Origin of the sequence: Streptomyces sp. 8N616 (assembly GCF_052246385.1) — a bacterium.
Classification (GTDB): domain Bacteria; phylum Actinomycetota; class Actinomycetes; order Streptomycetales; family Streptomycetaceae; genus Streptomyces.
Genome location: NZ_JBQQBY010000095.1, coordinates 1 through 1,336, shown reverse-complemented (window position 1 = coordinate 1,336; position 1,336 = coordinate 1). Strand labels below are relative to the sequence as shown.

Annotated in this window: 1 protein-coding gene; it reads right to left on the bottom strand. The window is 63.1% G+C overall.

Going from position 1 to position 1,336, the window contains the following annotated elements:
* A partial coding sequence (gene qcrB / locus ACTWQC_RS35760) for a cytochrome bc1 complex cytochrome b subunit (RefSeq protein ID WP_443320041.1) occupies positions 1–1,336 on the bottom strand: 1,336 nt, incomplete at both ends.

The following is a 1,336-nucleotide window of genomic DNA, read 5'->3' as shown; positions in this document are numbered from 1 at the left end:
GATGCTGGGTGAGCGTGTGCAGCTGCTCCTGCGAGAGCGGCTCGTGCACCTCGACGAACTCTCCGTGCGGCAGCCGCTTGATGATGCCGCTCTCCCGCCCGTGCAGCACCTTGTCCCGGTCCCGCCGCTGCAGCCCCAGGCAGATCCGCTTGGTCACGACGAACGCGATGACCGGGCCGGCGAAGAAGGCGATCCTGACGAACCAGGTGATCGCGTTGATCGACAGGTGGAAGTGGGTCGCCCAGATGTCGTTGCCACCACCGACGAGCAGGATGAAGTACACGCTCAGCCAGGCCGCGCCGAAGGCGGTACGGGTCGGGGCGTTGCGCGGGCGGTCCAGGATGTGGTGCTCGCGCTTGTCCCCGGTCACCCAGGACTCGATGAACGGCCACACCGCGATCGCGACCAGCACCAACGGAAAGATCATCAGCGGGATGAAGACCCCGAGCGCGAGCGTGTGACCCGCGAAGTTGATCTCCCAGCCCGGCATCAGACGGATCAGGCCCTCGGAAAAGCCCATGTACCAGTCGGGCTGGGCTCCCGTGGAGACCTGGTCGGCCCGGTAGGGCCCGAGCGCCCAGATCGGGTTGATGCTCGCGATACCGGCGATCACCGCGGTCAGACCGAACACCAGGAAGAAGAAGCCCCCCGCCTTGGCCATGTAGACCGGCAGCAGCGGCATACCCACCACATTCTTCTCGTTCTTGCCCGGCCCGGGGAACTGCGTGTGCTTGTGGTAGAAGACCAGGATCAGATGCGCCACCAGCAGACCCAGCATCAGCCCCGGCAGCAGCAGCACATGGATCGAGAAGAACCGCGGCACGAAATCCGTCCCCGGAAACTCCCCACCGAACAGGAAGAACGACAGGTACGTGCCCACGATCGGCACGGACAAAATCGCGCCCTCCATGAACCGCACACCGGTACCCGACAGCAGGTCGTCCGGCAGCGAGTAACCGGTGAACCCGGTGAACATGCCCAGCACCAGCAGCAGGAACCCGAACAGCCAGTTGATCTCACGCGGCTTCCGGAACGCACCGGTGAAGAACACCCGCATCATGTGCACGAACATCGCCGCGATGAAGATCAGCGCACCCCAGTGGTGAATCTGCCGGATCAGCAGACCACCCCGGACATCGAAACTGATGTCCAGCGTCGAGGCATACGCCTCCGACATCCGCACACCCTGCAACGGCACATAACTACCGTGGTACTCCACCTCGTTCATCGCCGGGTGGAAGAACAGCGTCAGATACACACCCGTCAAAATGATGATGATGAAGCTGTAGAGCGCAACCTCACCCAGCATGAACGACCAGTGGTCCGGAAAGATCTT